This window comes from Bradyrhizobium mercantei, assembly GCF_001982635.1.
GTDB classification, from domain to species: domain Bacteria; phylum Pseudomonadota; class Alphaproteobacteria; order Rhizobiales; family Xanthobacteraceae; genus Bradyrhizobium; species Bradyrhizobium mercantei.
This window is the reverse complement of the sequence record NZ_MKFI01000047.1, coordinates 1-893: the sequence shown is the minus strand read 5'-3', so window position 1 is coordinate 893 and position 893 is coordinate 1. Positions and strand designations below refer to the sequence as shown.

At 61.3% G+C, this 893-nt stretch carries 1 protein-coding gene and 1 pseudogene; both read right to left on the bottom strand.

All coding sequences use genetic code 11. From position 1 onward, the window contains the following. Positions 1-321: pseudogene (gene eno / locus BI327_RS40825) on the bottom strand (phosphopyruvate hydratase); the annotation flags it as partial. Positions 322-567: 246 nt separating this feature from the next. Continuing rightward, on the bottom strand, positions 568-893 hold a 326-nt coding region (locus BI327_RS40820), incomplete at its 5' end, for an aldehyde dehydrogenase family protein (RefSeq protein ID WP_143271814.1).

Sequence of the window (893 nt, the reverse complement as noted above, 5' to 3'; positions counted from 1 at the left end):
GCCAAGCCGGCTCTTGTTCGGCGTGCCGTCGAGCTCGATCATGATCTGGTCGATCGCGACCTGCTCCTCGACGGCCTGGTCGCTGAGCGCCTCGAAGATCTCGCCGTTGATGGCGGCAACCGCCTTCTCGACGCCCTTGCCGAGATAGCGCGACTTGTCGCCATCCCGCAGTTCCACCGCCTCATGCGCGCCGGTGGAAGCCCCCGACGGCACCGCCGCGCGACCGATTGACCCATCCTCCAGCACCACATCGACCTCGACCGTGGGGTTGCCGCGGCTATCCAGGATTTCGCGGCCGCGTATCGAAACAATTGCAGTCATATTTGCCTCTCGTGTTCTAGGTGGAGGAAATCGTTTGCGGTTGTCTTGCGTTGCAGACGCCGAACGGACGCCGGCCTTCGTAACCGGTATCCGTCTCGGCACCAGCCGCCTTTCAGAGAGTTGTGTGGGTCACCGGCAGAGTGCGGAGCAGAAAGCCGGATTAGATTCAGCTCGACTGATTGTTATGTGGATGGGATCGCAGCGGTCGCGCGCCCTGGAGCGGTGGCTCACCTGGCACGCAAACCATCACAGGATGAAGTCCGTATTGATGAAATTGGACCGGTGCTCCTTCACGATTGTCCCCAGCAGCCGTCTGTTGGTGTCGGTTTGCTTGGTGGCGATCATCGACCGGATCGAGAAGGATCGCAGTGCGTCCGATACCGACAATGTGCCCTCGGCCGAGTCCTTGCGCCCTGTAAAGGGAAAAACGTCGGGGCCGCGTTGGCACTGGCAGTTGATGTTGACGCGGCAAACCTGGTTGACAAGAGGATCGACCAGCCGCCCGACCAGTTCGGGATTTGCGCTGAAGATGCTGACCTGTTGGCCGTTCTCCGCGCCGGCGACATAGTCGA